We start from the raw sequence: 22646 nt of genomic DNA, 5'->3' as shown, positions 1-22646 counted from the left end.
TGAGTCAGGCTTTGCGCCGGGATAGTCCTAGCGTCAGCATCAAGCCCATAACACTCAGCACGGCGGCGCTGAAAAAGATCCAGGGGTAGCCCATGTGCAAGGCAATGGCCCCCATGATTGGCCCGGCAATGGCCAGGGCCAGATCGAAAAATACGGCATAAGCGCTTAACCCCGCGCCCCGGTTGGACAGCGGAACCTGCTTGACCGCCTCAACCCCAAGTGCCGGGTACACCAGTGACAGACCAAAGCCCGTCAGGCCCGCACCCGCCATCGCGTATCCGGTTGAGGGGGCCAGCCACAGCAACACAAGCCCCACCGTTTCGATAGTCATGCAGGCGATCGCCACGCTGTAGCCGCCGAAACGATTGATGCTGTTGGTGAATAGCAGACGCGCAAGGATAAAGCACACGCCGAACACCGACAGACAATACGCTGCGCCGAGCCAGCCGCGGTCGATATAAAACAGGGTAATAAAGGTGGTGAGCGTGCCGTAGCCAATGGAGGCCAGTGTCAGGCCGAGGCCATAGGGGGCAATCAGGCCGAACACTGACCAAAAGGGCATGCGTACGCCACGAACCACCGCAATTGAAGGTTTGTTGCGTACCAGCAGCAACGCCAGCAACGCCAGAAGCAACAAGGCGGCGCCCAGGCTAAGGAAACCCAGTTTTTCGATCATCACCACGCCCAGCGGCGCGCCAATGGCGATAGCGCCGTAGGATGCGATGCCGTTCCAGCCAATGGCCCGGGCGGTGTGTTCGGAGCCGACCCGGGTAATGCTCCACATAATGGTGCCGACACCGATCAGCCCCTGGGCGATCCCCAGGAAGATCCGCCCGATGATCAAGATCCCCAAGCTTAACAATGGCCACTCCTGAAGCATGACTGCCAGGAATGTAAGGGCGCCGCTGATGGCGATTCCAGTCAAGCCCAGAACAATGGCCGGCTTGGTTCCGAGGCTATCGACCAGCCGCCCTGCGCCAGGACGGCTGAGCAGGGTTGCCAGGTATTGCGACGCGATCGTCAGGCCAGCGACGACGGCACTAAAGCCCAGTTGGTCATGCACATAGCCCGGCAATACGGCAATCGGCAAACCGATGCAGATGAAAGCAACGAAGGTATAAAACACGATGGACAGTATTTGCAGCGTGACCGACAGCGAGTTCGCAGAGGAGGGGTGTTGCGCAGGCATAAGCACAGTGTCCGGCTTTCAGTCGTAGATCGGCATAATGGCTCGGCTCCGGGACAAAGGAAAGCAGGCTAACGATATTGTTGACCAGTCAGAAACGAAAAACCCCGTCACCAGGACGGGGTTTTCGTTATGACGCTTTACTTAGCGAGGCGCGGTGTCCGATATCAGAACACAACGCCCTGGCTGCGCAGGTAGTCATCGTAAGTACCGCTGAAGTCGATCACGCCGCTTGGGCTCAGCTCGATAATACGGGTGGCCAGCGAGGATACGAACTCACGGTCATGGCTGACGAAGACCAGAGTGCCAGGGTAGTTCTCGAGCGCCAGGTTCAGTGCTTCGATGGATTCCATGTCCAAGTGGTTGGTCGGTTCGTCCATGATCAGCACGTTCGGCTTTTGCAGGATCAGCTTGCCGAACAGCATGCGACCTTGCTCACCACCGGAGATGACTTTCACCGACTTGAGGATGTCATCGTTGGAGAACAGCATGCGGCCCAGAGTGCCACGTACCATTTGCTCGCCCTGGGTCCACTGGCCCATCCAGTCGAACAGGGTGTAGTCATCTTCGAAGTCGTGAGCGTGATCCTGAGCGTAGTAGCCCAGCTCAGCGGCTTCAGTCCACTTGACCGTACCCGCGTCCGGGGTCAGTTCATTGACCAGGGTGCGCAACAGTGTGGTTTTGCCGATACCGTTCGGGCCAATGATCGCTACGCGCTCGCCGGCTTCGATGGTAAAGCTGAAGTCCTTGAACAGGGTCTTGCCGTCAAAACCCTTGGCCATGTGCTCGACGATGACCGCCTGGCGGTGCAGCTTCTTGTTCTGTTCGAAACGAATGAACGGGCTGACACGGCTCGAAGGCTTGACCTCGGCCAGGGTGATCTTGTCGATCTGCTTGGCACGGGAGCTGGCTTGCTTGGATTTCGAGGCGTTGGCCGAGAAGCGGCTGACGAACGATTGCAGCTCGTTGATCTGGGCTTTTTTCTTGGCGTTTTCCGACAGCAGTTGCTCGCGCGACTGGGTCGCAACGGTCATGTACTCGTCATAGTTGCCCGGGAACAGGCGCAGCTCGCCGTAGTCAAGGTCAGCCATGTGCGTACAGACACTGTTCAGGAAGTGCCGGTCGTGGGAGATGATGATCATCAGGCTGTTGCGCTGGGTCAGAATGTTTTCCAGCCAGCGGATAGTGTTGATATCCAGGTGGTTGGTCGGTTCGTCGAGCAGCAGAACTTCAGGATCGGAAAACAGCGCCTGAGCCAGCAATACACGCAATTTCCAGCCTGGCGATACTTCGCTCATCGGGCCGTTGTGTTGCTCGATACCGATACCCAGACCCAGCAGCAATTCGCCGGCACGGGATTCAGCGGTATAGCCGTCCATTTCGGCGAACTCGGTTTCGAGTTCGGCCACGGCCATACCGTCTTCTTCGGTCATTTCCGGCAGCGAATAGATGCGGTCACGCTCAGCCTTGACCTTCCACAGCTCTTCGTGGCCCATGATCACGGTATCGATCACGGTAAATTCTTCGTAGGCGAACTGGTCCTGACGCAATTTACCCAGACGTACGTTCGGCTCCAGCATGACCTGACCGCCGGACGACTCAAGGTCTCCGCCGAGGATTTTCATGAAGGTGGACTTGCCGCAACCGTTGGCACCGATCAAACCATAACGGTTACCGGCGCTGAATTTTACGGATACGTTCTCGAATAGCGGCTTTGCGCCGAACTGCATCGTGATGTTAGCTGTGGAGATCAATTACTTTACCTATCAATGGGTTGCGGGCCGCGCATTTGGCGCTTTGGCCATTCCTGGGGCATTTTGGAGCTTATCCATCTCTCCCCAGTCGCCGCTTGGTTCAACCAGCGGGCATAAGTCGAGAGCAGCATCTGGACGCTGTGTCCAAGCTGTTGGGCAATAAAGGCGGGATTCATGCCAGACATTGTGCGTATTGTCGCATAAGTATGACGGCAGTTGTACGGCGGGCGATAACGGGTCTTCAGCTTCTCTAGCCCCGGACACCATTGTGCGTGCAGGTATGAGGTCTGGCGGACAGATCTGCAGGGTTCTTGCCGGTGAGTTCTTCGTCCAAAGTGTCATCAGCAATTGTGCTGTGTCTGACCATGACGTAACGCCTGATACCCGGTGAAGACATGCAGAACACCCGGGCTGGCCGCAGTGCCTGAGCCGTATCTCGCGGGCATGTAGATTGTGCTGCCTGACCTGCTAGAGGCGAGTGATGATCAGGGGGCTGGAGTTAAGCGTTACGCGTAACGTGCCTTGTAAATCTGAGCTGCGCCCTGTGAGGTTTTTTCATAAGGGCAGTGTATGTCCATCACCCGCAAATAATGACTCAGCGCAACCGATTTGCAGAAAGTGAAGAGGGAAAGACTCTGGATTCAGTCGCTCATGTCATTTTTCTAACTGAATAAATAGTGTTTACCAATCTGGGTTTATAGTTGAACGGTGGAGGCTCAAGTTCAGAAAAACAAACGGTGCGGTTACGCCCATGTGCTTTGGCTTCATAAAGCGCAGTATCTGCCTGTGCGAGCAACTGCTCGAGAAAGGTTTCGGTTTCTTTTTCATTTAGCGCCCGGCTTGAAATACCAATACTTACAGTGATGTGTTGGCCGGCCACCTGAACCCGTGAAATATGATCATGCACTCGTTTGGCCGTAAGTTTCGCGCCTTCTTTGTCTGAGTTGGGTAACCACACCGCAAACTCCTCGCCGCCATGGCGAATGACGGTGTCTTGAGTGCGAACACTGTCTAATAGCTGTTGAGCCAACTTACGCAGAGTCTTGTCGCCCTCTGCATGTCCGAAGCGGTCGTTGACCTGTTTAAAAAAATCAATGTCTATGAGTAGCAAGCTCCCTGTTGACTCAACGCTTGCGCAGTGCACCCACTGTTCGATATCTAGCGAAAGTGCACGCCGGTTTCCCAAACCTGTTAACGGATCAGTAAGGCTCAGATGTGCGAACTGCTCTGCTTCTGTTCTTGCCTCTGTCGCATATTGGGAGAGTTGAGCATTGGCATGCTTTAGATCAGTGTTCACTTCGGCCAGTTTGATTGCTGTCTCTTGAGCATCATGCCGTGCTTTTAATAGTACGGCCTCGAAGCGTTGCCGTTCTTTGGCCACGAAGAAAAGCCAGATCACTATACGTTTGCCCTCGACGTCACTTATCCGCGCGTTAGTCATCACCGGTATCAGTTGCCCGTCGGCGGCCAATAGTTGCATGTAGAGCTCATTAAACTCTCCATTTTTCAGCAGCAAAGGCCAGGCATGGGTCTGAAGAAAAATACGGCAGGCGGGAGGAAAGTAGTGGTCCATGTTGTCGCCGTCTTCAGGCTTCACCAGTCGTTTGAAGTCTTGATTGGTCTGCTGCACGTGACCATTACAGGTTGTGATCAGTACGGGGCAGGGCAAGCGTTCAAGGTAGAACAAAACTGTTGCTCCTTGACAGGTATTGATAAACGTTCGCGGCCACTAGTTGTGGGTGGCTCATGTGAGCACAATGTCCCGTGACGTCCATAATTTCCAGGCGACTGTTATTCAGATGACTCTTCAGGTACTCCCCGACATGCAAAGGCACCAGAGCATCTCTGCAATGTTGCAGAATGAGGCTCGGTGTTGTGCAACGGCCCAGGTCTTCACGAATGTCGGAGAAGAACGTTGCCTGGGCAAAGCGCCGCGCCATGACCGGGTCAGTTGAACAAAAACTGCCAGCCAGTTGAGAAGTGAGTGGCTGGTCAGAATCTGAACCCGCAACTAGAGGCGCGAAGTAATGCGCCCAGCCAATGTAGTTTTGATCCATTAGTTCCAGCAATGCTTCGAGATCCTCTCGCTCAAAGCCACCACTGTAATTGGGTGGATCATTCAAAAAACAAGGCGAGGGGCCTACCAGAATCATGTGTGAAAAAAGCTCAGGGCGTTGTATTGAAGCCAGGATGCCGATGCTGCAGCTTACTGAATGCCCGACGAAGGTTACGTTATTCGAGAGTTCGAGGGCATCGTAAACTTCGATCAAGTCCTGCGCATATCCCAGGAGTGACCCGTACCGGTCAGGATCAAATGCATGTACATCTGATTTACCGCTACCGACATAGTCGAACACTATTTGCCGGTGACTGGAGGAAAACTCGGGTGTCAGGAGTTGCCACATGTCTTGATTGCAGCCAAACCCATGTGCATACAGCAAGACAGGTGCATGCGGACTCGCGTGCAGTAATTGTTGAACGTTATTGCGCTGGATGACATCCACTTCTACTACACCTCCTGTGAAGAGCTCCGGCGATCAGATATCCAAATTCAGCCACTAAGTCGCGTCGAAACAGGGCGCGAGTATAGCGTTCGTGGCAATTGAAATGGCAGGCACATGGCCAGTATTTGTGGTTTCTAATTGGCAAGCGCCTGCAGGGCTCATCCTGGATGGCCCTGTGGCCCATAAAGGCTATGTTCATGGGAACAGACCAGTGACCACTGCAATCCGTTCCAATTCACAATGGCGTGGTGAGCGAAAACGGAATACGCAGTTCTTCGACAGGACCTGTATCCCGGCCGCACATTTCGTCGTGCACGCACTGCTGCACCATCACGCAAGGAAAGGCCGGCACGCTCTGCAGCAATTCACGCAGGTGGGAGATCGAACGCAGGTGCATCGGCTTGGCTGCATTATCAAGCAAGGTGAACTGGCCGTGATCCAGACGGATCCGTGCCAGATAAAAACCACCTTCGAGTGACAGCAGTTCCAGCTCGCGTATTTCGCTGTTGGCCGCATGTTCGATGAGGGTGTGCAGGTTCATGCTTCACTCCTTGCCTACCAGGGCAGGCGTTCTCCATCGTAGGCAAAGAAATGGCCGCTGTCGGCCGGCGTCAACTGGTCAATCAAGGTCAGTAATTGGGCCGCCGCAATGTCTGCCGGGCGGGCATTGGTGGCTCCGCGAAAAGGTTGCGACAACCCCGACACAACCGTTCCCGGGTGCAGGCTGAGCAAGCGGCTTTGCGGCCGGGTGCGCGCCAGTTCGATGGCGGCGGTCTTGATCAGCATGTTCAGCGCAGCCTTGGAGGCGCGATAGGCGTACCAGCCGCCCAGACGGTTGTCGCCAATGCTCCCGACCTTCGCCGAAAGCATCGCCATCGCACCCCGAGGTTCGAGCAGCGGCAGAAAGTGGCGTAACACCAATGCCGGCCCCAACGTGTTCACTTGAAACACGGCCTGCAGCGCCTCTGGCTCGATCGCGCTGAAGCTTTTTTCCGGCTTGATTCGGTCGCGATGGAGCAGGCCGGTAGCGTGTACGATCAGTTGATAGGGCGCTTCGGCTGCCAATTCGGTGGCGGCGCTGGCAATCGTTTCGGGTCGCTCAAGGTCCAGCTCGGGAACGGTATGGCGCCCCAGCGCGCGAACTCCGGCACAGCGCGGATCCTGTTTGAGCAGTTCGCAAAAGGCCGTGCCGAGGGCTCCACTGGCGCCGATCACCAGCGCGCGATAACCGTCGCCGAGCGAGGCCATAGTCAATGTGTGGTTCATTGGCTCGCTCCGACGGCCTGGCGACGGAAGAACAAGGTCACCTGGCCGACCTCTACCCCGAACTTGGACATACGGGTGCGGTTGATCAGCGTGTCCTCGTCCATCAAGTACATCCAGTCGTCCATGCTCATTTCGTAGCTCGAGTCGCCGACCGGCAGGTTCAGGCGATAACGCCAGTGCAACGTGTTTCCAGCGACTTGGCCCTTGGCGACACCCACCACATCATCCGCGCGACCGCTCCAGCGCCCCTGGCCCTCTGGCGTGAGGGTCCAGACGCGGCGTTGGCGGGTGCCGTCGCTGTACAGGAAGCGCTCGTCGAGAATCAGGTTGTTGCCCTCGCGACGGCTGACGATGTTGACCTCGAAACGCTTGGCAACCTCACCGCTGCGCTTCTGAAATATCCCCCAGGCTTTGACGGGCTGGCTGAAAAAACGCTCCAGGTTCAATGCCGGTTGCTGATCCGCATAACGGGCGACATCCACACTGGAGCAGCTCGCGACGCTGAGTACCAGTGCCACTAACAGCAAAAATCGGGTCATTGCCTTACTCCCTGGAGTACACCGGTGATGAGGGTCAAGCCTTGAACCATGGGGTTGTACGGTTAGTAGCCCCCTGTACAGGTTTATCGTCGTCCGATGAGCTGCAGGAATTCCTGCCGCGTCGTCGAGCTATCACGGAAGGCGCCCAGCATCACAGAGGAGGTCATGACCGAATTCTGCTTCTCTACCCCGCGCATCATCATGCACATGTGCCTGGCTTCAATGACCACCGCCACACCGGCGGCATCGGTGATCTGCTGGATGGCTTCGGCAATCTGGCGGGTGAGGTTTTCCTGGATCTGCAGGCGACGCGCGAACATGTCCACCACGCGCGCGACCTTTGATAATCCCAGTACCCTGCCGGTAGGCATGTACGCCACATGCGCCTTGCCGATAAAGGGCAGCATGTGGTGCTCGCACAAGGAATAAAGCTCGATGTCGCGCACAATCACCATTTCATCGCTCTGCGACTCGAATAAGGCACCGTTGGTGACGTCTTCCAGGCTCAACGTGTAGCCATTGCACAGGTACTGCATCGCTTTGGCGGCACGCTTGGGCGTGTCTAACAGCCCCTCGCGCTCGGGGTTTTCACCGACGCCAACGAGAATTTCACGGTAATGGCTGGCTAATAGTGGGTTCATTCAAGTTTCTCGCAGCGGTGATGAGCGTGAGTGCCAATCCATTGCCAAATAGTTATACGAGGCTAAGTGCCTTGTATAGGTATTGTTCAAGATAGGCTGAAAAAAATCACCTGACAATCAATCGGCAATTTTTTTGTGCAGATGCGAAAACCTCACCTTTCAACCCCGCTGCCGCAGAGCTTGCATCAACTGTTCAACAACGATGGCTTCGACGGCACCTTCACTGGCGCCGGCCGCAAATACAGTGCTACACGCCGATGCATCGCCGTCGCAAACGCGGTAGACAGCAATGACACTGCCGGGGCCGCAACCTGTGTGCCCGCAGAGGGAATATCCGCCGTCAATCGACCCCTGCATCACACCAAGACCATAGCCCGGGGTGATCCAAGGGCGCCCGGGAATCGGGCCGCCCAATCTTCGTGCTGTTTGCATTTCCAGGAGCAAGCCCGGGCAGAGCAGGTCTGTGCAGAGGAGTCGATTCAGAAATAGCGCTGCTTGAGAAGTCGGGCCGATCAACAGACCGTGATAAACCCAGGCGGGGTCATAATTTGAGGCGCTTGCAGAATGGGTCGTTTGTAAGTCTGCTCGCGTTTTGGCAAAGCGAACGTTCGACAGGCCCAGAGGGCAAAGTGCCCGTTGAATCACCGCGTCATCAAGCGTCAGATCAGTTAGCCGTTCAATCAGCCTGGCGATGAACCAGTAGCCCACATTGGAGTAACGCCAACCGGTTCCGGGACTGTATCGAAGTTGAGTACCGTCAAGACGTTGCATCATTTCATTGGCCGGCCAGGCGGGCTCATTGTTGGAAACGGCGGCGTGATACTGCGCAAGTTCGCCGTAATCAGCCAGACCTGCCTCATGGCGCAGTAGCTGGCGTAGCGTGAAGGGCTGATCAAGCACCGGGTCGTCCAACCTGATCAGCCCGTCCCGTACCAACGACAGGGCTGTTGCAGCCAGTACTGTTTTGGTAAAACTCCACCAGGGGACCATCGGCTCTAATCGGTCAGGGGTTTGTAGCAGACCATTTGACACGAGTGAGCTGAGCATTGGCTTCCCTGGCATGTTGAGCGAATCGACAGTTCGACAAGATATCTCATCCACTGTGTGAAATCGTCTGCAGGTGAGCCAGACCCTCGCCGGTACGCCAAGGCATGAACCACCTAATCCTAATGTGACCAGCCTCAAGCATCTGGCATTGTTCGCGCTCGCTAAAATCGACAGACCCAAGGCCCTGGTGGCGCAATCCATGGGCGGGGTCGTGGCGGTGCACATCAGGTTGTCGGGATGCACTCCCGAAGCTATCCGTTCCAGCTGCTAGAGTGTCCTACCCACAAGCAGGATGATCCCTCCCGCTCGAGCCTTGGAGTCAGTATGCGCAATCTGGATTTCAGTTCCTGGGAGGGCATCCTCTCAACGCTATTGGGGTTAGTCCTGATAACCGTAATCGGTGTCGGTATCCGACTGCTCGCAATGCATACGATCCAGCAACGGCGGGAGCGGGAAAACCGCCAAATCAACGAACGGTTGCGCACGCTCATCGCGGCTTACAAAACCCTGGGTGGTTCATTCACCGGAAACCTTGCAGTCGATCCCACACATCTGCGGGATTTGCGTCGCAGGGCTGATACTGCCGCCGCCAGCCTGGATCCGGCCGCCGACAGCGAGACGTTGCAATCTGTTGCCGGACAAGGCAATGGCGACCGCTCAAGGCGGGTACGCGATGCCGTCGAAGCGGCGCTTTCCGACATTATTTTGCTGGGCACCGAGGAACAGGTTCGCCTGGCCGCGGTTGCTGCCACTGAGCTTGTGGCCGGCCGCCCCATTCATACAGCCGAACTGGTTACTTCCCTGCGTGACTTCATTCGTGTGGTGCTTAATCTTGACCCTATTCCCGCAGCGCTTTCGATTCCAAGGCAAGGGCCGGTTCGCCCGTCTTCTTCGGGTGGCGGCAAAGGCGACAAGGGCGATTCAAAGGGCGGCGCTAAAGGCGGTGGCGGTGGCGGTGGCGGTGGGGCAGGCGGCGCAATGGGCACTGCGTCGCAGCTTGAGCCCCGGCAAGACCCGCATCGTTGAAAGCGGGTTGAATCGGGGGCTCGGCGTATTGCATTTTGTGTTCTGCCAGGCCTGAGCGGACATTGATCAGGCGCACCTCAGAGCTGTTACACGCTGATATTTATCAGTATAAAAGCCGGCTGTTTTGGAGTTTTTGACTATTCAAGCGAAAAGGATCCGTCCATGTCCGGCCGTACCGTTTTTTCCCGTCTGCTTGGTGCTTGCGCCCTCAGCCTTGCCATTGGTAACGCCCACGCCAGCCCGTCTGCACCGGCACCTGAATCTCTGAACCTGTTGCTCGCAACCATGGATGAGCGACTGAACATCGCGGACCAGGTCGCCCTCAGCAAATGGGACAGTGGCAAGCCGATCCAGGACAGTGCTCGCGAAGCACAAGTCATCGGCAATGCCCGAGTGTTGGCCAAAGCCCGTCAGCTTGACCCGGATGCCGTGGCCGAACTGCTCGCTGCCCAGATCGAGGGCAACAAGCTGGTGCAATACGGACTGTTGGCTCAATGGCAGGCCGCCGGCAAAGCTCCGGATGTCCCGCGCTCCGATCTCTCAACGCAGATCCGGGCGCAGCTGGATGAACTGCAAACCCGTCTGTTGCAGCACTACGCGGCTTTTGCCCCTTATCGCAACGACCCGGGCTGCTCACGCTGGGTGGACCAGGCACGTTCAGCCTTGGCCAAGGATCCATTACACAAGCTGGCATTGATCCGTGTGACCGGGGAACTGTGCTCAGGGGGCAAGCCCCGTTAGGACAGGTTGCGTGGCCGGCCCCATGGGTAGCGCCTGGCGCACCGAGGCTTGAGGCCAGACGCAGGGATCAGGGATTTGTCCATTCGCCGAGCGCTCCCGGAAACGCGGAAGATTTTCGCTCGGCGCGCAGCGGTTCGAGATTGATAGCCGCTCCGGCGATGCAGGACGCATAAAAAAGCCCGCTCAATCGTAGAGCGGGCCTGTTATGCCTGGGGGCGGCTACGTAAATACGGGTCGCCCTGGTCAATCAGTACTCAGGCGTGCATACATATCGAAGTTGCCTGGTTTTGTGCGCACGATCCTGAATGACCTCAACCTGCCTTCGAACTGAAATCCGCTATTTCTTAGAACCTTGGCCGAGCCAAGGTTGGTTTCAAGCACTGTGCCTTGCACCCGAATGAAGCCGTACTCTAAAAAAGCCCATTGTGTAAATGCCGAGCAAACTGCACTGGCAATGCCTTTGCCCCAACATTCAGGCGCCAGGTCATAAGCCACTTCTGCACTTTTATTGGCTTCTGATATCGAGTGCAATCCGATGGTTCCAATCAGGTTGTCATTGACCCCGTCAATGATTGCCAGCCGTCTTATCGAGGTAAAAAGCGTGGAGTCTATTGCGTCGAACATGGGCAGCAGATCGCTCTCTGAGCTCAAGTTCCAGCTGGTGTGTTGAACCACATGCTGCTTTGAAAGGTACGCGTACCATTGCGGTATATCTGTGCGCTCCAGCTGGCGGAGAGAAATACCCGGATAATCGACTTCTGGTGCTTTTGTAATTCTCATGTGTGCCGGGGCCTGTGGTTGAACAGATAATCGCTTCAGTGGGTGAAAGCTAATATCTACAGGATGCGCAGCAATACGGCCACTGCGTCCATGCGGGTGCTTAGGCCTGGACAACACCCGGCGCCTTGGCGGCACCCTGAAAGCCCTTATAAAAATAACTTCAGTATCCAGGTGGGAAGTCATGAAAAAAACGTATATGGGATGTCTGATCCTGCTCTCGCTGTCAGTTACCCAGGCTGCGGTCGCCAGAAGCTGGCAGGACATCAAGCAAAGTGCAGAACTGCGGGTAGGCGTGCCCGGGGATTATGCGCCGCTGGCTTTTCACGACAAGCGAGGTGAACTGGTCGGCTTTGATATTGATATGGCGCGATCATTGGCCAATGAACAGCAACTCAAAGTCAGATTCGTGTTGAGTAGCTGGCCAACACTGTCAGCTGACCTGGCAGCAGACAAGTTCGATATCGCAATGGGCGGGATTACTGAGACGCCGGCCAGAAAAAGCCAGTTCGGGCTCTCTGCACCGGTGGTCAAGAATGGCAAGATCGCCATGACCCAATGCGTCAAAACCAGGCAGTTTGAATCATTGGAAGCGATTGATCGCGAGGGCGTGCGGGTCACTGTCAACCCGGGGGGCACTAACCAGGAGTATGTCGATAAGCACATCAGGCAAGCGCAGATTGTCCGTGCTCAGGATAATATTGCCAGCCTGCAGGGGATTCGCAGCGCCAGTGCAGACGTCATGTTCACCGACTTGATTGAAGGCGACTATTACCAGAGCCAAGAGCCGGGTATTTTCTGTGTGTCGACCCCCAACATCCTGCCCGGAACAGCAAGCGACAAAGTTTATATGATGGACAAGGACAACCTGGATTTGCTGGAAGCGGTCAATACATTGTTGTCCGGGGAATCAAAAAGTCGGCTCGCCAGACAGTGGAAAATGTCGGAGTAAGCAGTGTGATGCAGGGCAGGCTCAGCAACCTGTCCGCGACATTGTGCAGGTTGCAAATGGGCGCGCAGTGAGCACTGGCGAAGAGCCCGGCACAAGTAAAATACCGGGCGAGCCCGCGTGAACCTCTTCAGTGTGTCGCAATCAAAATAACACTGGGTCAGGCTTCGTCTGGCCGGAGGTACTCACATGAAACGAACAACTGTCTGGATCTTTGCATTAACAGCAGCATTGCTACTGGGAGGGTGCTGGCCTTATTGGCACGATGGGCATGATCGTGGACGCGACCATGAAGATCGTGGGCGCGATCACGCAGGCCAGGAGTATCACCGTTACTAGCATTGCATTCGCAGCATCGTTCCCCTTGCCCTGCCTCTAAGAGGCGGAGTCGGTTTACCACAGAGTTAGAACCACTGCGGCCTGATGCAGGAGAGCATCAGGCCGTATTTTGTGTGAGCCGTAGAAAAATCATTGGCTGACAACCCCGGTCACGTTTGAGCGCTATGAGCCTTCGGATAAATCTGCCGATGTCCGCCTTTCGGCATCTGAGGGCGTGAAGATTATGCTTGTCGCTGGAGGTCGGCTATTTAGCGTGCGCCGTGCCATGATGCGCGAGCTCTGGAAAATCTTAAGCGCAAGGAATGTGCTGCGGCCCCGGGCAAACTTTTGTGCTTCGGCGCAAAGCCAGTAAGAGTGTTATCTGCCGATGGGACGCACCGATTGAAAACTCTACCCGACGCAGACACCGGCTCCTCGCCGCCAACCAATCGCCTCAAGGATTTGCTGGCCGGTTTATCCATCGCCGGTTTGCTGCTTCCCGAGGCGGTGGCCTATTCCAGCATTGCCGCGTTGCCTCCCCAGGCGGGTGTCATTGCCTTGTTTGCCGGCTTGGTGTGCTACGGCCTGCTTGGCACCAGTCGTTATGCCATTGTGTCTGCTACATCATCGTCTGCGGCGGTACTGGCAGCCGCTACGGCCAGTCTGGCCGGTGGAGATTCAGCCCTGAGGCTGTCACTGGCGATGGGGCTGGTACTCACCAGTGCAGTGTTTTTCCTGTTGGCCGGACTATTCAAACTGGGTGGCGTCACCTCTTTTATTGCCAGGCCAGTGCTGCGTGGTTTTGCTTTCGGTCTGGCGCTGACGATCATTCTCAAGCAACTGGCCAGCGTGGCCGGGGTGCATCTGGCGGATAACAACCTGATCCGTTTTTTACCCCAGTTACTGGACCAACTGCCCAGGTGGAACTGGCCTGCAATTGCCGTGGCGGGTTGTTCGTTGCTGTTGTTGTGGCTGTGCGCGCGGGTTCGGTCATTGCCGGGCGGGCTGTTGGTGGTGATCTTCGGAATTGGCGCCGGGCAGTGGCTGGATTTGCAGGCCCACGGAGTGGCCTTGATCGGTGTGATCGACCTGCAACTGGAACTGGGCCATTTGCCGCGCTTGCCGTTCGCTGACTGGCTGCGCCTGGGGGAGTTGGCGTTTGCCATGGTCATGATTTTGTACGCAGAGTCCTATGGCTCCATCAGTTCGTTTGCCCTCAAGCATACTGACCGTGTGTCCTCCAACCGTGATCTGCTGGCCTTGGGGGCGGCTAATCTGGTGTCCGGGCTGTTGCACGGGATGCCGGTCGGTGCGGGCTATTCGGCGACGTCAGCCAATGAAGCAGCCGGTGCCACCTCGCGCCTGGCCGGGCTGTTTGCAGCTCTTGTGGTGCTGATTATTGTGCTCACCGTGTTGCCCTTCGTGGCATTGACCCCGGAGCCGGTACTGGCGGCCATTGTCATCTATGCCCTGGGCCGCAGTTTGAGCCTGCAGCCTTTGGCCCGCTACTTCATCTGGAAACGTGACCGGTTACTGGTAGTTGCTGCCGTCACGGCGGTGGTAGTACTGGGTGTGCTGGACGGTTTGCTGGTGGCTGTGGCGATCAGTGTGGTGCTGATGCTGCGTCAAATGTCATCTGCGGATACGCAGGTGCTTGGGCGCATGGGGGATGGCCATGACTTTGTCGATCGCCTGCACCATCCCGATGCCCGGGAGATACCGGGCCTGCTGATCCTACGGCCCGGCCAGGCGCTGTTTTTTGCCAATGCCGAGCGAATTCTCAAGGCCGCTTCAGGCTTGATGCGCAGGGCGACGGTTCCGATACAGACGGTGGTGCTCAGCCTGGAAGAATCACCGGACCTGGATGGCACCAGTATCGAAGCCCTGGCCGCGTTTTTTACTCAGGTGCGGGCTGAGGGCAGGAGGCTGGTGCTGGCCCGTGTGCGGCATGAAGCGCGTGAAGTGTTGCAAGCGTTGCCAGAGGCAGCCTACCCCTATGTGCTGTTAACCGGCTTGAGTGTCGACGACGCGGTGCAACTGGCGCTGCAGGGCGCAGGGGAGCAACGAAACAGCCACAACTAGTGCTATTCAGTTACCCTCGCAGCCACGTGTACGCCTACACGTCGCTCAAGGAAGGTAAAAGGCATTATGGATAGCGGGCATTTTGTACAAGTCATAGCCGTAACCAGCGGTAAGGGGGGCGTTGGCAAGACGGCTGTGGCAGTGAATCTTTCGTTGGCCCTGGCGGAACTCGGCAGGCGGGTAGTGCTGCTTGATGCTGATCTGGGGTTGTCAAATATAGGTGTACTGCTGGGCGTGACCCCGCGGTACACACTTGCCGATCTGCTGGAAGGTCGCTGCGAGCTGGCCGATGTGATGATGCCAGTGCCCGGTGGGGTTCATATTGTCCCCGCTGCATCGGGTGTCCAGAGCTTGGCACACTTGTCGCCTGCGCAGTACGCAGGCTTGATCCAGGTCTTCAGTGACATCGCTGACACGCTCGATGTGCTGGTGATTGATACCGCGTCGGGGGTTGGCGAATCGGTAGTCAGTTTCGTTCGCGCTGCGCAGCAAGTCTTGTTGGTGGTCTGTGACGAGCCGGCGTCCATTACCGATGCTTACGCCCTGATCAAACTGCTTAATCGTGATTACGGAATAACCCGGTTCCGGATTCTGGCCAACATGCAGCACACCCCAATGGACGGCCAAAGGCTGTTCGCCAAGTTGATCAAGATCACCGACAACTTTCTGGACGTCACGCTGCAGTATGTGGGCGCGATCCCGTACGACCTGGACATGCGCAAGGCGGTGCTTCAACAGCGAGCCGTGTACCGAAGTTATCCGCGCTCCAAGAGTGCAAAAGCATTCAGGGCCATTGCGCAAAATATCGACACCTGGCCTATGCAGGGCAGCCCGCGCGGGCATATCGAGTTCTTCGTCGAGGGGCTTGTTCAAAATTCGCTAAGGTAATCTCAGCTGGCATCCAGCGCTACCGGTGGCTGGATGCCTGGCGCTCTACTAGCCTGAAAACGAGCAGCAGGGCGTTGCGCAGTCATGGGCAGCAATGTTTTGCAAGGCGCCCTGGAGTGTAAATAAAACGTCAGAAGGTCATCGAATGTTCTCAACATTTGCAGTGCAGAGACTGAGTGCCGGCTCGATCTACAAACTGTTTTTTATCGGGCTGGTCACGTCACTCGGGACGGTCGGCCTTGTGCTCGGGGTATTGGCCTTTTTCGGTTTCGATACGGTCAGCTGGAACGGACAACAGGTGCATGGGTTTTCGGCGATTCTGGCTGGGATTTTCCTCGGCCTGTTTCTGGCGCTGTTTTTTGGCGTAATTCTGGGCAGCGCTTGCGTAGTGGGTCTTTGGCTGTATTCGAAGTTGCGGCCTCTTTCGTTGACCGGGAAAAACCTCAACCCGTCTTGCAAAGATGCCGCGTCTGCTGCCAGCCCGCCCAACCTTGGATAGTTGTCATTGCCCCCCGCCAGTCTGATCAGGGCGCGGCAAAAAGCTCTGCCTTCGGCCAGCGCTGTTCCAGGTGGGCAGTCAAGTAATCGAGAAACGCTTTCACCTTGGGGGTCATGGCACTGCGATCCTGGATACAGGCATAGATGTCCAGCGGCTCGGTACTGGACTCTTTTGGCGCATGACTGTTTTCCAGCAGGGTGACCAGCTGTCCGGACTGGATAAAAGGCGCGGCCACAAACTCTGCCAGTCGGGCAATACCGGCACCATGGGCGGCCATTCGGGCGAGGGCGTCAATATCGTCGCTCATGGCGGTCACATTGAGTGGCGCATAGTAATGTTGCCCGTCGCGGATAAAACCCCAGCGCAGGAAGCGCCCATCCAGCGGATAGCGAAAGCCCAGGCAGGCGTGTTGCTGGAGTTGGTCCGGGGAGTCAGGCCAGCCCGCCCGCTCCAAATAAGAGGGGGCGGCGCAGACGAGGAAGGGGACGGAGACGATCTTGCGCGCGACAATTCCATCTTCCAGTTGCGGCTTGATCCTCAGGCTCAGATCAATCCCTGTTTGAATATGATTGATTTTGCTATCGGTGGTGCACAGTTCGAGTGTCAGGCGCGGGTAGCGTGCGGCAAAGCCTGCAACCAGCGGTGCCAGCACATGGCGCCCGAACGCAGCAGTGGAGGCGATGCACAATCGGCCTTGAAGTTCGGTATCAGGCTCGCTGATGGCAGAGTGGGCCGATTCCAGATCCGCAATGATGTGCTGCACTTTGGCGTAGTAGAGCGCTCCGCTTTCGGTGAGCGCCATGCTGCGCGTGGTGCGTAGCAGAAGGCGGGTGCCCAGGTGTTCCTCGAGGCGATTGAGCGTCTGGCTCACGGCTGCGGCACTGAGCCCCAGGTGTTTCGCCGCTCCCACGATGGAGCCGGTTTCAACCACTTTGATAAAGCTGGCAATGGCCGCGAGTAGATTCATGGCTGATCCTGAACAAAGGCGATTCGTAAGTTTTCCTTTGTAAAGTAAGCAGAGAGAGCCGTCTAGTTGCTTACTTTTGTTCTTGATAGGGTGTGTCTCTCCCTGGAACTCGAGATTACAAAGGTTGGACATGAACTCAAATACTTCTTCAGGCACCCGTTTTTTCAGTCGGTTAAGGCTCTCTGCACGCATGACTCCCTATGTATTTGCGTTCTACATGTCGGCCATCATGGCGTTTTTGATGTCGCTGGTGATCACGGCAGCCAACTCGGGAATTGATGTGAATTACCTTAGCAATGCCCTGAGTGCCTATCGCCTGGCAATGCCTGTGGCCTTTCTGTGCATTCTTGTGGTTCGTCCTGTTGTGGTCAGGCTAGTGTCTGTCACTGTCCTGCCGCACCCCTAGGGTCTGCAGATCTTTGGGCTCGCACAGAAACAGTGCGTGCGGGTCCAGAACCGGGCAAAAAAGTAACAAGTAACACCCATCAAGGCATGCCCGTGCCCATCGCAACTGTCATTGATCCCTTATAAACCGGCGTTTTCAGTCATTGCGCAGAGTCTGGCACAGGCTTTGCTTTGTCTGATATTCATCTGATATATCAGATGAATATCAGGAGTGAAAATGCCTAAATCCATTGATGTTTCCAGCCATCTCCAGTCCGCGCCGCCGCTGATCAAAAGCGCCGCCCAACTGCGAGAGCTCGCGTATGCGCAAATAAAGCAGCGGATCATCAGCTGCGAGTTTCGTCCTGGGGACGCCATCAACGAGGCACAACTGGCTGCACTGCTGGGGCTTGGCCGAACGCCGATCCACCAGGCGCTGCACCGCCTTGAGGTGGAAGGCATGGTCACGATCATGCCGCGCAAAGGGGTGATGGTGACCGCGCTGTCGCTCAATGATGTGCTGGATATGATCGAAGTCCGTGTTTCCAACGAACAGCTGTGCATCAAGCTGGCCGTGGAACGTGCCCATGACACTGACATTAAAGCGATGCGCGACATTCTTGAGCGCACCCCACAGCTGCTGGCCAACCACGACGTGACCGGGCTCATGTCGCTGGACCTGCAATTCCATATGTCGATTTCAGCCGCCGCGCACAATCGCGTCCTGGCTGAACTGTTGCGCAACCTTCACGAAAAACAGGCGCGTTTCTGGTACCTGACGCTGTCGGAAAACCACCACAGCCAGCGCATTTACGACGAGCACATGCACATTCTCGAGGCGGTGGAGCAGCGTGATGGCGATGCCGCTGTCGCTGCGATCCATCACCACATCGACGATTTCCGTCGCGCCATCATGCGCACCCTTTAACCATCGATCCGGAGCACTCTTTCATGACTCAATTGACTTTTAACGTCGTCGGCCAAGGTGAGCACCACGCCAGCATCAAGCATTTGATCATTGCCGGCTGGGCAGGGCGTAACAGTGAAGCTGTGGAGCACCACATTGCAGAACTGGAAGCGCTGGGTGTGCGCCGCCCTACGCAGATCCCGTGTTTCTACCGGGTATCGGCCAGCCTGCTGAACACCGGGGAGTGCATCCAGGTGCCGGGCAAGGACTCTTCCGGCGAGACCGAGTTTGTGTTGATCCCAAGTGAGCAAGGGCTGCTGATCGGTCTGGGCTCGGATCACACGGATCGCAAGGTTGAAAGCTATGACGTCACGGTGTCCAAACAGATGTGCGACAAGCCGATTGCGCAGCAAGTGTGGCGCTATAGCGAAGTTCAGGAACATTGGGACCAACTGGTGATGCGTACCTGGCGTGTTCGTGATGGCGAACGGGCGCTTTATCAGCAAGGCCCGGTAACCAATTTGCTGGCGCCGCAAACCTTGCTGGGCAAACTCAACAGTGCTGCGTCGTTGCCTGCTGACACTGCGATGTTCTGCGGCACGCAATCGGTGATTGGCGAGCTGGGTTACGGCGAAGCCTTTGAAATGGAACTGTTCGATCCTGTACTGAACCGCAGCCTGCGTCACCAGTACGGTGTCGAGTCGCTGCCTGTGGCGGAGTGAACAGACAATGAAAGATATTGTACAGCTCGCCCGGGACCTGGCTGATGGTCGCACCACCAGCGAGGCTCTGGTTAAACAGGCATTGGTCCGCATCGAGGAACACCGCGCCGCGGGCGGGGTTGCCTATATAAGCGTCGATGCTCAAGGCGCCTTGCTGGCAGCCCGAGCCAGCGATCTGGCGCGGGCCTCGGGCTATGTGCCGTCGCCCCTGGCCGGGCTGCCTGTCTCGATCAAGGACCTGTTTGATGTGGCCGGGCAGGTCACCGCCAGCGGTTCCAGTCTGCTGGCCGATGCACCGCAGGCCAGCGACGATGCTGTGGTCGTGCAGCGGTTGCGAGCGGCGGGGGCGATTCTGCTGGGCCGTACCAACATGAGTGAGTTTGCGTTTTCCGGCCTGGGATTGAACCCTCACTACGGTACGCCGCTGACCCCTTGCGCAACCCAGCGCATCGCCGGGGGTTCCAGCTCCGGCGCCGCGGTCAGCGTGGCGCTCGACATGGCAGTCGCAGGGTTGGGGACCGATACCGGTGGCTCGATCAGGATTCCGGCAGCGTTCTGCAACCTGACCGGGTTCAAACCCAGTGCTTCACGGGTACCGCAAACCGGTACTTTCCCCTTGGCTCCTAGCCTGGACTCCATTGGTGCACTGACGCGCAGTGTCGCCGATAGCATTCTGCTGGACCAGGTTCTATCGGGCGAGCAACTGGATACCCGCACACCGCCTTTGGCCGGGTTGCGCCTGGCGGTGACCCGCGATTTTGTCCTCGATCAGCTGGATGCGTGCGTGGCAGGTGCTTTCGAGCGCAGCCTGGACCTGCTCGCCGCGGCGGGTGCCAGCATCCGCTGGTTTGACTTCCCCGAACTGTACGAGTTGCCCCGGATTAACGCCGCTGGCGGGTTGACGGCCGCCGAAGCCTGGCAGGGGCATCGCCACTGGCTGGAAGGCGACGATGCGCACAAATATGACGCGCGGGTAGCCCAGCGAATTCGTCGTGGTGCGGCCATTGGGGCTGCTGACTATCTGGACACACAAGCCGAACGCCAGCGCCTGATTAGCGTTGCCCGCGAGCGTCTGGGCGATGCAGATGCCTGGCTGATGCCCAGTGTTGCTGTGGTACCGCCAACGCTGGTGGACCTTGCCGATGACGAAAGCTTCTTCGCCACCAATGGCCTCGTGCTACGCAATACCAGCGTGATTAATTTTCTCGACGGTTGCGCCTTGAGTCTGCCGTGCCAGCTCGCCGAAGAGCTGCCTGTGGGGCTATCTATCGCGGGGTTGCACGGGCAAGACGCGCGCGTCCTGCAAGTGTCCCGTGCGGTAGAGGCATTGCTGCGAGGAAACGCCTGATGCGTTGCCTTTAACTAGAGGGCAGGCGCTGCCTGCCTGATTTTTCCTTACTGCTTTCATCCCTGAACGCCACGGCGAACCACCGTGCGCCGGCGCTCGCCTGAAAATCGGCTGGCGGGGTTCACAGCGCAACGTATTGACGAGATGACTTATGAACCGAAGCAACCCAAGTACAACAATGGATTCAGAGCTCGACTTCGACCCCGTAGCGGCCGAAGTCAGTGCCGTCTATCGAAAGATCGCCTGGCGCCTGTTGCCGTTTTTAGTATTTCTTTTCGTACTGGCCTGGATTGACCGGGTGAATGTCGGCTTTGCCAAACTGTCCATGTTGCAGGACTTGGGTTTCAGCGAAGCGGTCTATGGTTTGGGAGCGGGAATATTCTTTATTGGTTACTTCTTTTTCGAAGTGCCAAGCAATTTGCTTCTGGAAAAAATCGGTGCCCGCCGCACCCTGGCGCGCATCACCATCATGTGGGGCCTGACTTCTATCGCCATGGCCTATGTTGAAAGCGCCTGGTCATTCTATGTATTGCGGTTTCTGCTCGGGGCCTTTGAGGCGGGTTTCTTTCCGGGTGTGGTGCTGTATCTCACTTACTGGTTTCCAGCGGCTCAGCGCGCCAAGATCAACGGCATGTTCATGACCTCTTTCGCGATTGCCGGCGTAGTCGGCGGGCCGCTGGCCGGTTTCATCATGAGTCGCATGGTGGGGGTCGGCAGTCTGGCCAACTGGCAATGGCTGTTTATCCTTGAAGGTATTCCCTCGGTGATCGCCGGGTTTCTGGTGTTGCGCTATCTACCGGAGAAACCGGCCAATGCCAAATGGCTGACCGCGGTACAGCGCAAAATGGTTTGCGACACTATTGCCCGTGAAGACAGTGCGCCGGGTAAACACAGCGACCTGCGCACATTGTTGCGTTACCCCAAGTTGTGGCTGTGTGCATTGGTGTACTTCTGCCTGGTGAGCGGCAACGCCACCATCGCGTTCTGGACTCCCTCGGTGATCAAATCCCTGGGCGTGGACGACACTATGCACATCGGGCTGCTGTCCTCTATCCCTTTTATCCTCGGGACCGTGGCGATGCTGTGGAACGGTTTTCATTCTGACAAGAGCGCTGAGCGCCGGGTGCATTGCGCCATGGCAGCCATCCTCGCAGGGCTGGGATTAATCTGCACCGGCCTGTTTATCGGTAACGCAGTCCTGGCACTCATCGCCTTGACCGTTGCGGCCATGGGCATTCTTGCGGCTTTCCCGGTGTTCTGGTCAATTCCGGGTGCATTTCTGGCAGGCACTGCGGCAGCAGGGGGCATTGCCCTGATCAACTGCATCGGCAATCTGGCGGGCTTCGTGGCGCCCTATATGATCGGCTGGCTTAAAACCCAGACCGGTAGTCTGGCGGCCGGTCTATATATGGTGGCCGGTTTTGAAATACTGGCGGGGGTATTACTGCTGCTGTTTTTCAAAGGTATAAAAGTCAGTAAAGTTTAACGTTATTTAATGGCAAAGCCGGCCATGGAGCATGGCGGTGAATAATTAAAAACGGCCACCGAGTATCAAACCCTTGGTGCCACTGCAGATACTTTTATTTATCGACGCCTCGGCGCGCCTGAATCATGTTATCCGGGCGAGTCGCTAACGTTCAGTTAATGGAGCAAGGTGGGGGCCTGATACCGGCGGTGCTCCGATACTGGTAGGCTGCCGGGGTTCAGGCACGGCATGGAGCCGTTTCAAGGAGTGAATATGCAGATCAAGAACACGTGTCACTTTGCACTCATCAGTATCGTTTTCGCTGCCGCTTCGCTGACGGGCTGCGCCCATAGTCCACCGTTCAGCGGCCAGTCGGTCACTGACTCCGTCCTGCGCAAGGATGTGCTGGTCAATGTGCAGGGCCTGTTCTCGGCCATGACCAACTGCAGGTCCATCAGCAATGTGGACACCACGATTGCCAGTATTGAGCAATCGCCTACCGGGTCGATCAGCAAAGCGGTTGAAACCTGGCAGGTTTCCGGCTGTGGCACCCGCAAGACTTACAAGGTTGAACTCAAATCCGACGCCAGAGGCGAAACCGACTTTTCGGTGTCATCCAAAGGCTAGGGGCGATAG

At 56.9% G+C, this 22646-nt stretch carries 23 protein-coding genes and 1 pseudogene; 12 read left to right on the top strand and 12 right to left on the bottom strand.

Going from position 1 to position 22646, the window contains the following annotated elements:
- Positions 1-4 precede the first annotated feature (4 nt).
- The 10 genes and pseudogenes from AOC04_RS09340 to AOC04_RS09300 all read right to left on the bottom strand — a co-directional run bounded on the left by AOC04_RS09340 (position 5) and on the right by AOC04_RS09300 (position 8937).
- On the bottom strand, positions 5-1189 hold the full coding sequence (locus AOC04_RS09340; protein ID WP_060692695.1) for an MFS transporter: 1185 nt from the start codon (positions 1187-1189) through the stop codon (positions 5-7).
- Positions 1190-1353: 164 nt separating this feature from the next.
- On the bottom strand, positions 1354-2940 hold the full coding sequence (locus AOC04_RS09335; RefSeq protein ID WP_073510215.1) for an ABC-F family ATPase: 1587 nt from the start codon (positions 2938-2940) through the stop codon (positions 1354-1356).
- Positions 2941-2952: 12 nt separating this feature from the next.
- Positions 2953-3236: pseudogene (locus AOC04_RS24135) on the bottom strand (site-specific integrase); the annotation flags it as partial.
- 353 nt (positions 3237-3589) lie between these two features.
- Complete coding sequence (locus AOC04_RS09330; RefSeq protein WP_082363678.1) at positions 3590-4627, bottom strand: GGDEF domain-containing protein; 1038 nt, start codon at positions 4625-4627, stop codon at positions 3590-3592.
- Complete coding sequence (locus tag AOC04_RS09325) at positions 4614-5444, bottom strand: alpha/beta fold hydrolase (protein WP_060692691.1); 831 nt, start codon at positions 5442-5444, stop codon at positions 4614-4616. Before AOC04_RS09325 ends, AOC04_RS09330 begins: the two co-directional genes overlap by 14 nt.
- 235 nt (positions 5445-5679) lie before the next feature.
- A complete protein-coding gene (locus AOC04_RS09320; RefSeq protein WP_060692689.1) occupies positions 5680-5985 on the bottom strand; it encodes a DUF6482 family protein in 306 nt (101 codons plus the stop codon).
- A 14-nt stretch (positions 5986-5999) separates the two neighbouring features.
- Entirely contained in the window at positions 6000-6710 is a 711-nt protein-coding gene (locus AOC04_RS09315) for an SDR family oxidoreductase (protein WP_060692687.1), read from the bottom strand.
- On the bottom strand, positions 6707-7249 hold the full coding sequence (locus AOC04_RS09310) for a DUF3833 domain-containing protein (protein ID WP_060692685.1): 543 nt from the start codon (positions 7247-7249) through the stop codon (positions 6707-6709). Before AOC04_RS09310 ends, AOC04_RS09315 begins: the two co-directional genes overlap by 4 nt.
- 83 nt (positions 7250-7332) lie before the next feature.
- Complete coding sequence (gene folE / locus AOC04_RS09305; RefSeq protein WP_060692683.1) at positions 7333-7890, bottom strand: GTP cyclohydrolase I FolE; 558 nt, start codon at positions 7888-7890, stop codon at positions 7333-7335.
- Between the two features lie 159 nt (positions 7891-8049).
- Complete coding sequence (locus AOC04_RS09300) at positions 8050-8937, bottom strand: serine hydrolase domain-containing protein (protein ID WP_060692680.1); 888 nt, start codon at positions 8935-8937, stop codon at positions 8050-8052.
- Between the two features lie 324 nt (positions 8938-9261).
- Between AOC04_RS09300 and AOC04_RS09295 the strand changes: the two genes are divergently transcribed.
- Positions 9262-9963 (top strand): hypothetical protein, encoded by a 702-nt coding sequence (locus tag AOC04_RS09295; protein WP_060692678.1) that lies wholly within the window; start codon positions 9262-9264, stop codon positions 9961-9963.
- A gap of 162 nt (positions 9964-10125) precedes the next feature.
- Complete coding sequence (locus AOC04_RS09290) at positions 10126-10704, top strand: chorismate mutase (protein ID WP_060692675.1); 579 nt, start codon at positions 10126-10128, stop codon at positions 10702-10704.
- A gap of 243 nt (positions 10705-10947) precedes the next feature.
- Here the strand turns inward: AOC04_RS09290 and AOC04_RS09285 are convergent, their stop codons facing one another.
- Complete coding sequence (locus AOC04_RS09285; protein WP_237178901.1) at positions 10948-11667, bottom strand: GNAT family N-acetyltransferase; 720 nt, start codon at positions 11665-11667, stop codon at positions 10948-10950.
- Between AOC04_RS09285 and AOC04_RS09280 the strand changes: the two genes are divergently transcribed.
- From AOC04_RS09280 to AOC04_RS09265, 4 genes are all read left to right on the top strand, one after another.
- On the top strand, positions 11666-12433 hold the full coding sequence (locus AOC04_RS09280; protein ID WP_060692671.1) for a transporter substrate-binding domain-containing protein: 768 nt from the start codon (positions 11666-11668) through the stop codon (positions 12431-12433). The genes AOC04_RS09285 and AOC04_RS09280 overlap by 2 nt on opposite strands.
- A gap of 717 nt (positions 12434-13150) precedes the next feature.
- Positions 13151-14830 (top strand): SulP family inorganic anion transporter, encoded by a 1680-nt coding sequence (locus AOC04_RS09275; RefSeq protein ID WP_060692669.1) that lies wholly within the window; start codon positions 13151-13153, stop codon positions 14828-14830.
- 66 nt (positions 14831-14896) lie between these two features.
- Positions 14897-15718, top strand: a complete 822-nt coding sequence (locus AOC04_RS09270; protein ID WP_060692667.1) for a MinD/ParA family protein — start codon at positions 14897-14899, stop codon at positions 15716-15718.
- A 145-nt stretch (positions 15719-15863) separates the two neighbouring features.
- Positions 15864-16217, top strand: coding sequence for a hypothetical protein (locus tag AOC04_RS09265; protein ID WP_060692664.1), 354 nt, complete (start codon positions 15864-15866; stop codon positions 16215-16217).
- A gap of 25 nt (positions 16218-16242) precedes the next feature.
- On the opposite strand, the gene AOC04_RS09260 is transcribed toward AOC04_RS09265, so the two are convergent.
- On the bottom strand, positions 16243-17184 hold the full coding sequence (locus tag AOC04_RS09260; protein WP_060692662.1) for a LysR family transcriptional regulator: 942 nt from the start codon (positions 17182-17184) through the stop codon (positions 16243-16245).
- 130 nt (positions 17185-17314) lie between these two features.
- Here AOC04_RS09260 and AOC04_RS09255 point away from each other — a divergent pair, with 130 nt between their 5' ends.
- The 6 genes from AOC04_RS09255 (at position 17315) to AOC04_RS09230 (ending at position 22637) form a co-directional block, all read left to right on the top strand.
- Positions 17315-17590 carry a DUF2798 domain-containing protein gene (locus tag AOC04_RS09255; protein WP_060692660.1) on the top strand — a complete coding sequence of 92 codons (276 nt, stop codon included), beginning with the start codon at positions 17315-17317 and terminating at the stop codon, positions 17588-17590.
- Between the two features lie 216 nt (positions 17591-17806).
- Entirely contained in the window at positions 17807-18496 is a 690-nt protein-coding gene (locus AOC04_RS09250) for a GntR family transcriptional regulator (protein WP_060692658.1), read from the top strand.
- A 23-nt stretch (positions 18497-18519) separates the two neighbouring features.
- Positions 18520-19197 carry a DUF2848 domain-containing protein gene (locus tag AOC04_RS09245; protein WP_060692656.1) on the top strand — a complete coding sequence of 226 codons (678 nt, stop codon included), beginning with the start codon at positions 18520-18522 and terminating at the stop codon, positions 19195-19197.
- A gap of 7 nt (positions 19198-19204) precedes the next feature.
- Positions 19205-20545, top strand: coding sequence for an amidase (locus AOC04_RS09240; RefSeq protein ID WP_060692654.1), 1341 nt, complete (start codon positions 19205-19207; stop codon positions 20543-20545).
- 178 nt (positions 20546-20723) lie between these two features.
- Positions 20724-22031 (top strand): MFS transporter, encoded by a 1308-nt coding sequence (locus AOC04_RS09235; protein ID WP_060692652.1) that lies wholly within the window; start codon positions 20724-20726, stop codon positions 22029-22031.
- Between the two features lie 252 nt (positions 22032-22283).
- Complete coding sequence (locus AOC04_RS09230) at positions 22284-22637, top strand: hypothetical protein (RefSeq protein WP_060692650.1); 354 nt, start codon at positions 22284-22286, stop codon at positions 22635-22637.
- The last annotated feature ends 9 nt before the right edge of the window (positions 22638-22646 follow it).

This window comes from Pseudomonas versuta (assembly GCF_001294575.1).
Classification (GTDB): domain Bacteria; phylum Pseudomonadota; class Gammaproteobacteria; order Pseudomonadales; family Pseudomonadaceae; genus Aquipseudomonas; species Aquipseudomonas versuta.
This window is presented reverse-complemented; position numbering and strand designations above follow the sequence as displayed.